This is a genomic window from Streptosporangium sp. CA-115845, from assembly GCF_050943795.1.
Lineage (GTDB): Bacteria > Actinomycetota > Actinomycetes > Streptosporangiales > Streptosporangiaceae > Streptosporangium.
The window spans coordinates 4,903,600-4,912,142 of record NZ_CP191988.1; the positions used below are offsets into that span (position 1 = coordinate 4,903,600).

7 protein-coding genes and 1 pseudogene are annotated in these 8,543 nt (G+C 67.1%); all 8 read right to left on the reverse strand.

Annotated elements, in window-relative coordinates; translation table 11 throughout:
• Nucleotides 1-20 precede the first annotated feature (20 nt).
• Nucleotides 21-569, reverse strand: coding sequence for a hypothetical protein (locus ACQP0P_RS24615; RefSeq protein WP_433381470.1), 549 nt, complete (start codon nt 567-569; stop codon nt 21-23).
• Nucleotides 570-1,109 carry an ATP-binding protein gene (locus ACQP0P_RS24620; RefSeq protein ID WP_433381472.1) on the reverse strand — a complete coding sequence of 180 codons (540 nt, stop codon included), beginning with the start codon at nt 1,107-1,109 and terminating at the stop codon, nt 570-572.
• Nucleotides 1,106-3,277, reverse strand: a complete 2,172-nt coding sequence (locus ACQP0P_RS24625; RefSeq protein ID WP_433381473.1) for a Mu transposase C-terminal domain-containing protein — start codon at nt 3,275-3,277, stop codon at nt 1,106-1,108. The genes ACQP0P_RS24620 and ACQP0P_RS24625 overlap by 4 nt, the downstream gene beginning before the upstream one ends.
• Nucleotides 3,267-4,076, reverse strand: a complete 810-nt coding sequence (locus tag ACQP0P_RS24630; RefSeq protein ID WP_433381476.1) for a TnsA-like heteromeric transposase endonuclease subunit — start codon at nt 4,074-4,076, stop codon at nt 3,267-3,269. Before ACQP0P_RS24630 ends, ACQP0P_RS24625 begins: the two co-directional genes overlap by 11 nt.
• Nucleotides 4,073-4,573 carry a hypothetical protein gene (locus ACQP0P_RS24635; protein WP_433381479.1) on the reverse strand — a complete coding sequence of 167 codons (501 nt, stop codon included), beginning with the start codon at nt 4,571-4,573 and terminating at the stop codon, nt 4,073-4,075. The genes ACQP0P_RS24630 and ACQP0P_RS24635 overlap by 4 nt, the downstream gene beginning before the upstream one ends.
• Before the next feature lie 185 nt (nt 4,574-4,758).
• Nucleotides 4,759-5,235, reverse strand: a complete 477-nt coding sequence (locus ACQP0P_RS24640) for a hypothetical protein (RefSeq protein WP_433381482.1) — start codon at nt 5,233-5,235, stop codon at nt 4,759-4,761.
• A 246-nt stretch (nt 5,236-5,481) separates the two neighbouring features.
• Entirely contained in the window at nt 5,482-7,566 is a 2,085-nt protein-coding gene (locus tag ACQP0P_RS24645) for a Mu transposase C-terminal domain-containing protein (RefSeq protein WP_433381484.1), read from the reverse strand.
• Nucleotides 7,559-8,308: pseudogene (locus tag ACQP0P_RS24650) on the reverse strand (TnsA-like heteromeric transposase endonuclease subunit). Before ACQP0P_RS24650 ends, ACQP0P_RS24645 begins: the two are co-directional and overlap by 8 nt.
• Between the last annotated feature and the right edge of the window lie 235 nt (nt 8,309-8,543).

Consider the following 8,543-nt stretch of genomic DNA (forward strand, 5'->3'; position numbering starts at 1 on the left):
GGCTTGGGCTTGCCATAGTTTCATGAGCGGGGCCTGCGGCCAGCGACTTTGGTCGTGGTGGAGGCCCGCGGCTGAGGGCCGGGGTCGTATTGCTGTTCGGCGGCGGTGTCCAGGAGAACCTCGTTCAGATGCTTCTTCGCAATCTTCTCGGTGCCGTCGGCGATCGCGTCGTTGGCCGCATCGTGGATGAGCTGGTCCAGGCTGCCGATCATGCCTCCGGTGCGCCGATGCAGGTAGTGGGCGTGTTCCAAGAGCATCCCGGGGCGGTGGCGGTGCAGCCGCAGGGGCTCTTCCATGCTCACGATCAGCTTGTCCCAGTGCTCGCGTTGCGTCTTGAGGCCGTAGCCGAACGGGGCAGTGTGAACGGTCTTGAAGCGACCGGCGATCTGCCGTCCGCGCATCCCCGAAAACAGGCCATGCTCGGGCAGGCCCGCGTATACGAAGGTCGCCGGGACGCTGTCGAACAGGTATTTGAGGTGATCGGAGGCGTTGGCGCCGCTGCGGGTGTTCAGGTCCAGCCGATGGACCTCGTCGACCAGGACCAGGCTGCAGCCGACCTTGCGCAGCACCTATAGGACGGCGTGGGTGACGAAGTGCTCGCCATCGTTCTTGGCGACGGGCAGGCCGAGGAACGCCGCCAGTTCCAACGACAGCTTCGCCGGTGTCGCGTCGTAGGGGACCACGATGTAGACCACCGGGATCCGGCCTTGAACCGCGGGAGTACGGCGCTGCAGGTCGATCTGGTGCTTCTTGCCGAGCTGGGTGATCGAAGTGGACTTGCCGGTGCCGCTGGCACCGGCCACGATCAGGCCCTTGCGGCCGAGCTGCTTGCCCCGGTTGTTGGTGATCAGCTTCAGGCCGATCGTGGTGACACGCACGATGTCGGGGGTGGCGACCAGGAGCAACTGGCTGTGATATCGCTGCCGGGCATCGTTGTAGATCTCCCGTTCGGTGACGGTGAGCCGGGCTATGTCCTGCTGAGACAGCAGCCGCGGGGGTTCGATGCCGCCCTGGGAGGCGAACGCCGTCCAGCCCTCCCTGGTCGTCAGCGGATGCCGCCCCAGATCATCGGCCGCTTCTATGTCCGCGGGCAGGTAGCCGGCGCTCACCGCACTAGACCTTCCTGATCATCGGAGAACGGATCGAACAGCCCGAACCCGACCACGGTCCCCTCCAACGGTTCTGGCTCATCGCCGCCTTCCTCCTCGGGCGGCTCGTGTGCATGCTGGTCGCTCGTGACGCTGGCTTCGGCCACCACCTCCGGGTCGCTGGCCTGCTCGCCAGGGCTGTCGAATTCGGCGCTTTCGCTGCTGAACGCGACGGCCGGTAGCAGGCCAGGAGGCAGATGGTTGCGCATCGTCGTGGCGGCCCGGGTGCGGGCCAACGCCCGATCCGTGGGGCCGGGGCCTTGGCCAGCCCGCTGCAGCAACGCGGCCAGCACCACCGCGACGGCGGTCTCGTTGGTCGCATCGACTCCCCGCTGAGCGGCGATCTTTCGAGCATGCCGCCAGGTGAAGTCGGCAAACGGCTGGACCACCACCGACAGGTGACTCCACGGCGCCATGATCCATCCGCCCTGATAGTGGTCACGGACCCAGACCCGAGTGACGTCGTAGGGGTCGTAGTGAACCTCCCACTGATGCTGCCTGGTAGCGACCGGAGACGGATACCCGCTGTAGGAGCGCAGCTCAGGGCAGGTGTAGGTGCGGTAGTCGATCTGGACTCCGCCGTCCACGATCGCCCGCCACTTCACCGGCAGCAGCTCGATGTAGTCCTCGCCCGACAGCGCCACCGGGACGTATCCCGCAGCCGCCACCAACGCCGCATACGCGTCGTTGGGCGAGGCGGGCCGGTCCGGCGTAAACGGATGGCGAAGGCCTTCATGCGGCCGGCTCTGCCAGCCGGCGATCACCCACTCATCCAGCATCTCCTGCAAATCGGCCATCGACCACACCGCCCGGTCAGCGACGTCGCTTCCGCGATGGGTCACGTCCGGGCCGGTGTAACCAGCCACGTGCTGGCAGAACAGCGTGTTGATCGACTTGAACGTCCGCTCGATGATCGCCTTGTCGGTGCCGGTCTGCTGATGGGCGGGCTGCACCGAGATCCCGAGGGTGTCGGCGGCTCGCAGGAACACCTCCGACAAGAACACCCTGCCATGGTCGATCACGACCGTGTCCGGGACGATGACCGGCTTAGCCGCCGCCAGCTCCAGCCGGGTATCGACATCCACCAGCCGCCGGTGGGGAATCCGCGACGCCGACATTGCCAGCGCCTGACTCCAACCCGGCCGCATCGGCTCGGGCACCATCATCCGGGCCAGCAGCAACGCCGCGTCCATCGCCTTGGCGCCGACCGGCCGCAGCACCGCCGCGCAGATCGTCCGGGTCGCGACATCGATGGCCGCGACCAGCTCGGGCCGATCGATCCTCCCGTCGTCCATCACCGCCATCACATCCAGCGGCGTGCCGTCCATCTGCACCTGCTCACCGGGCCGGGCCGCGATCGTCGCGGTGAACACCCCATCCGGCCGGTTCGCAATCTGGCGACGGGTCACCGCCGATCCGAACGTATGCCTCCCGACCGACAGCACCTCCAGCAGCCGGTAGAACGTCGCCTTCGACGGAACCGGCACCACCCCCGGCCCGTGCTCGTCATCCAGCAGTCGCTTGATCTGCTCGATCACCCGGGACCGGGTGCCCGTTGAGGTGGTGGTCTGCGCGTCGATCACCGCGGACGCGGCCGCCACCACCCGCGCGTCCACGTTCCCCGTCGGTTTGGCGCGCCGGGTGTAGCGGGTGTCCACCAGCCCCCACAGACCCTGCTCGCGGTAGCGGTGGCGCATTCGCTGCACCGTGCGGACACTCGCTTTGATTCCCATCGCCGACAGCTCGGCCGCCTTGGCCTGTTCCCGCTCATGCAGGGGATGCAGCAGCGGGTCGTACTCCGGTCGTGCTCGTGTCCCTTCCGGCGCATCCGGGGCCAGCCCGGTCTCCATCTCGACCAGATGCCGTTCCCAGTCACGAGCGGCCTGCACGACCGGCTCGGGCAGCGCCTCCAGCAATCCCACCGGCGCGATCCGCGGTGTCGGCGCCGTCACCCCGACGACGGCGAAGTCCGGGGCGGCCAGCAGATACGGCAACGCCACCACACTGGTTGCCCCGGAAGAGGCCACCAGCCGCACCGCACCGCCGGACAAGGCCACGACTTGCTGCTCGACACCATCGAAGATCACCCGGTCGCCGACCCGGATGACTTGCGGCCGTTCAACCGCCATGCGCACCCGCTCCGCTCTCGGCAACAACGGCGGTGCAGACCACACTCCGGTCGCTCAGCACCAGCGAAAGATCCGCCACCAGCTCGTGCCGCCACATCAGGTGGTAAAGCACCGGCAACGTCGCGATGGGGTCTCCGGCCTGTTCCGCCCCCGCCATCAGCGCCTGCGGCTGCGTGAACACCTCGCGCAGCCGCTCCGCCATCACCGCATCGAAGCAGCGCGGATGCCGGTAGCCGGCCAGCCAGCGTTGATTGGCAACCAGGACCTCGTCCATGCAGCCCCAGACCGCATACCGCCACCCCAGCAAATCACATGCCCGCTCCGTGATCTCGAATGCCTCACGATCACGTGCACCGATCCGCTCCAGCGGACGCGAGTCCAACACCAGCACCGCGCCGTCGGCGATGCGCGCGAAGAAGTCCGGCGCGTGTCTACGCGCCCTGCCCGACGGCCCTTTCCACAACAGCCAGAACGGCTGAGATACGATCGCGGTCACCATGGGATCGAAGTCCAACGCCACAAGGTGATCACGCTCAACCCACGACTCGAATCCCACCCGTCGGCCCATCGTCGCCGACCAGTACCAGCCCGGATAGTTCAGCTGGCCCCGGTACGACGGAAACGACCGCACCGGTCGGCACTGCTCCAGAGCTACTCCGGCCAGATGACTCCACGGACCCTGCAGCTCAGTCCCGTCCTCGGCTACGTAGATCGCTTCGAACTCAGGAGCTACCAGGCCAGTCTCGGTCACATCCTCCGGCGGTGTCCTCACCATCCGCTGCACGATGTCCTGTCTCATTGATCACGAGGCAGATCTGTGGATGTCTCGGTCCGCGAGAAGGTGTCTCTAACACCCTCCGCAGTTCTGGCGGTCGCGGCGGCGTGCTCGTCGGCGGTCATGCCGAGGTCAGGGTAGCGCTGGTTGAGGTCGTGCTGGTCGTCAGCCCACTGCTGATAGTTCCGCCGGACGGTCAGGTCGTCGGAGTCGGTGATGCGGGCGATATCGGCCCAGGTGACCCCGGCCAGTAGCGCGTGGTGGACGTTGGAGGGATGGCGCACGGTGCGCGCGATGCTCTCCGCCAGTGCCAGTAGTTCGATGTGTTCGGCCACGGTGAGCGGCGGCCGGTCGTCGGCTCCATGCCGGGCGGGGTCATAGACTCCTCGGGCTACCAGCTCAATCCGGGCACGAGCCGATGCGTTCTTGGCGGCTAACTCGTTGTAGCGCTCCAGTTGCCGACTGACGGGCATGTCGTAGCGAGCGTCGTGCCAGGTCGTGCTGTGCTCAGGCGTGGTCATGACGATTCTCCAGGGCGTGTGCAGTCACCGGGAACTCCTGACCGGCGGGCACGAGGTGCTTGGCTGGATGGCCACGCGCCTCCGGGTAGACGGCTTCCTCGCCATAGAAGCGGTCTCCCGATGTCCGCAGGATCGAGACGACAGCGTCTGCAGCTGATGAACCAGAAGGCGTCCGGCGGGCTGAATCATGAGCTCACATGCGCCCTGAACCGCTCGTGAGCGCTCTGCTTGGAGATTCCCATCGCCTCACCTATCTGTGCCCAGGAGACGCTGGCCTCCCGTGCCCCGGCGACGGCCTGGTCGAGCAGGGTGCGTTGCCAGCTCTCCACCTGAGACAGCAGGGTGAGGGCGGCCAGAGGACGTTCGGCGGCGAGAGCGACGATTCGCTCGCACAGAAGGTTCGACTTGATCACCAGCTCGCCGGGCGGTGCCGCGGCGATCAGGGAGGCGGCGTGTCGGCTCCACCACTGGTACTCCGTCTCTTTGGCCCCTTCCGGTGTGGCCGGGAACCGACGCCGGTCGACCCACCCGCAGGAACATGCGGCCTGGTGGCCGACGAAGGTCCTGGTGAAGGCGCTGGCAGATGAGGCCAGCTCGCCGGTGGGGAGCACCGGAGCGGCGAAGCCCTCGTGGTCGGGAATGTCCGGGCATGTGAACGTCATGCTGGTCAGGATACCCTGACGAATTGCCGCACATGCGAGAACGCTTTCGCAGCTCGCCCAGAGGACCGGCCCGCCGGGCAACCAGCCGAACATCCTCCCGGCCCGTGACCGTTCATGCCTCATGATCGATGAGACTGCCTCCCTTCCAACGAGACGGGATACACGAAGCCATCCTCGCCACATCAGATGAGACCTCGCCACCGACTTCGCCAGATCACTTGAGAACTCGCCACTTCGGCTGAGACCTCACAGCGCTCGCCGGGCCTTCCGGTTGGCAGGGTGTCCAGCGGCCGATGACTCTGCGGTTGTTACGGATTCCGCATCGGCCTGCTCAATGATCTCATCGGCCGTGATGGTGCTGGCCGTGAGCGTGGGCAGCAGGTCAGGCGGCAGGTGATTGCGGACCGCCGCGGCGGCCCGGGTGCGAGCCAAGGCCCGCTCAGTCGGATCGGGGCCCTGCCCAGCCCGCCGCAGCAACGCGGCCAGCACCACCGCGACGGCGGTTTCGTTGGTGGCGTCTACCCCGCGCTGCGCGGCGATCTTGCGGGCGTGCCTCCAGGTGAAGTCGGCGAAGGGCTGCGCCACCAGGGACGCGTGACGCCACGGCGCCATGATCCACCCGCCCCGGTAGTGGTTGCGAATCCAGACCCGGGTGACGTCGTAAGGATCGTAATGAACCTCCCACCGACCGCCCTTGGCCGTGATCGGCGACGGGTAGTGGCTGTAGGTGCGCAGCTCGGGGCAGGTATAGGTGCGGTAGTTGATCTGCACTCCGCCATCCCCAATCGCCCGCCACTCCGCCGGCAGCAACTCGATGTAGTCCTCACCCGACAACGCGATCGGGATGTAGCCCGCAGCCGTGACCAGGGCAGCGTATGCGTCGTTGGGGGAGGTGGGCTGGTCAGGGGTGAATGGGTGGCGCAAGCCTTCATGCGGTCGCGACTGCCACCCGGCAACAACCCACTCGTCCAGTTGTTCCTGCAGGTCAGGTAGTGACCACACCGCTCGCTCATCGACATCGGCGCCGCGGTGGGTGACATCCCGGCCGGTGTAGCCGGCCACGTGCTGGCAGAACAGAGTGTTGATCGACTCGAACGTCCGCTCCATGATCGCCTTGTCGGTGCCGGTCTGCTGATGGGCGGGCTGCACCGAGATGCCGAGGGTGTCGCAGGCACGTAGGAACACCTCCGACACGAACACCCTGCCGTGGTCAATCACCACGGTGTCAGCCGCTATGACCGGCTTGGCCGCCGCCAACTCCAGCCGCGTGTCGATGCTCACCAGCCGCTGATGCGGGATCCTGGAGGCCTTCATCGCCAGCGCTTCATCCCAGCCGGGCCGCATCGGCTCCGGCGTCATCATCCGCGCCAGGAGCAACGCCGCGTCCACCGCCTTCGCACCGACCGGGCGTAACACCGCAGCGCAGATGGTCCGGGTGGCGACATCAACCGCGGCGACCAGCTCGGGACGGCCGATCACCCCATCGTCCATCACCGCCATCACATCCAGCAAAGTGCCATCCATCTGGACCTGCTCGCCGGGCCGGGACGCGGTGGTCGCGGTAAACGCGCCCTCAGGGCGGTTGGCCATCTGGCGGCGGGTGGTCGCCGACCCGAAAGTGTGCTTCCCCGCCGCCAGCACATCCACCAGCTTGTAAAAGGTCGTCTTCCCCGGCAATGGCACTGTCCCGGGCCCATACTCCTCTTCCAGACCCTGCTTGATCTGGCTGATCACCCTGCCCTTGGTGCCCGTCGACGTGCTGGTCTGCGCGTCGATCACCCGGGCCGCGGCCTCGACCACACGGGCATCCACGTTCCCGGTCGGCTTGGCCCGCCGTGCGTATCGGGTGTCGACCAGCCCCCATAACCCCTGATCACGGTAGCGAGCACGCATCCGCCGGACCGTCCGGACACTCGCCTTCGTCCCCGCCCTGCACAACTCCTCTGCCTTGGCGCGCTCCCGCTCGACCAGAGAATGCAGCACCGGGTCGTACTCCGGACGAGGCTGTGTTCCCTCGGGTGCGCCCAGCGGGAGCCCGGTCTCCACCTCCACCAGATGCCGCTCCCATTCCCGGGCAGCCGTCAGCACCTGTTCTGGCAAGGTGGCCAACAACCCCAGCGGCGGCACCCGCGCCACGCGCCCGTCACCCTGATCTCCCCCGCCCAAGACGGCGAAGTCCGGCGCAGCCTGCAGATACGGCGCCAGCACCACACTGGCCTCGTTCGCCGTCGACAACAACCGCACCGCGTTGCCGGACAATGCCACCACCTGGTGCTCGGCGCCCTCGAACCGCACCCGGTCGCCGATGCGCAGCACCGGCCGGTCAACCACGACGGCCCCCTGCCCCCATGGCCGTCTTCACGATGCTGCGGTCGCTGAGCACCAAAGACAGATCCGCCTCCAGCTCGTGCCGCCACATCAGGTGAAACAGCACCGGCAGCGTCGCGATCGGATCCCCGACCAGCTCGGCCCCGTCCATCAGGGCAAGCGGTTGGGCGAACACCTCACGCAACTGGGCCGCGACCGCCTCATCCATGCACCGCGGATGCCGGTAACCCGCCAACCACCGCTGGTTGGCCACCACCACCCCATTCATCGTGCCCCACACCGCATACCGCCATCCCAGCAGGTCACACGCCTACTGCGTGGCCTGGAACGCCTCCCGGTCACTCTCACCGATCCGGTCCAGCGGCCGTGACTCCAGCACCAGCACCCCGCCCCCGGCCACCCGGACGAAGAAATCAGGAGCATGTCTGCGTAGTCGGCCATCGACGCTCCATCGCAGCCAAAACGGCTGTGACGCAACCGCTGTCACCACAGGATCGAAGTCGATCGCGATCAGGTGGTCCCGCTCAACCCACGACTCGAACCCAACCAGGCGGCCCATCGTTGCCGACCAGTACCAGCCCGGATAGTTCCGCTGCCCCGCGTATGACGGAAACGACCGGACCGGACGAGCCGCCTCCAGCTTCACCCGGCTCAGCTCCTCCAGCTTCACCGACCGTTCGACGCCGTCCGCATCCACATAGGCCACATCGAACCTGCTGGCCACATCCAGCGAATCCGCACTCACTTAGTCATCGTGGCCACATCTCCGCGGACTGGCCACCTACTTGGCCAGATCTCCTCGGAATCGGCCACATTAACGATGACCTGACACTCATCCTCGGCGCGGCCCTCGGCATCCTCCTCACCCCGAGCGGGAGCCGCGATCCCGGCGCGGTACGGATCGATGAGCCTCAGGAGATCGACAGGCGATCGTACGCCTCGAAGGCGTGCCGGCCCGCCGTCGAGCTGCCCGCGCAGGA

What these genes read in the sequence shown, in the direction of transcription:
- ACQP0P_RS24625 (WP_433381473.1), bottom strand. Translation starts at nt 3,277, where the DNA reads ATGGCGGTTGAACGGCCGCAAGTCATCCGGGTCGGCGACCGGGTGATC.
- ACQP0P_RS24630 (WP_433381476.1), bottom strand. Translation starts at nt 4,076, where the DNA reads ATGAGACAGGACATCGTGCAGCGGATGGTGAGGACACCGCCGGAGGAT.
- ACQP0P_RS24635 (WP_433381479.1), bottom strand. Translation starts at nt 4,573, where the DNA reads ATGACCACGCCTGAGCACAGCACGACCTGGCACGACGCTCGCTACGAC.
- ACQP0P_RS24640 (WP_433381482.1), bottom strand. Translation starts at nt 5,235, where the DNA reads ATGACGTTCACATGCCCGGACATTCCCGACCACGAGGGCTTCGCCGCT.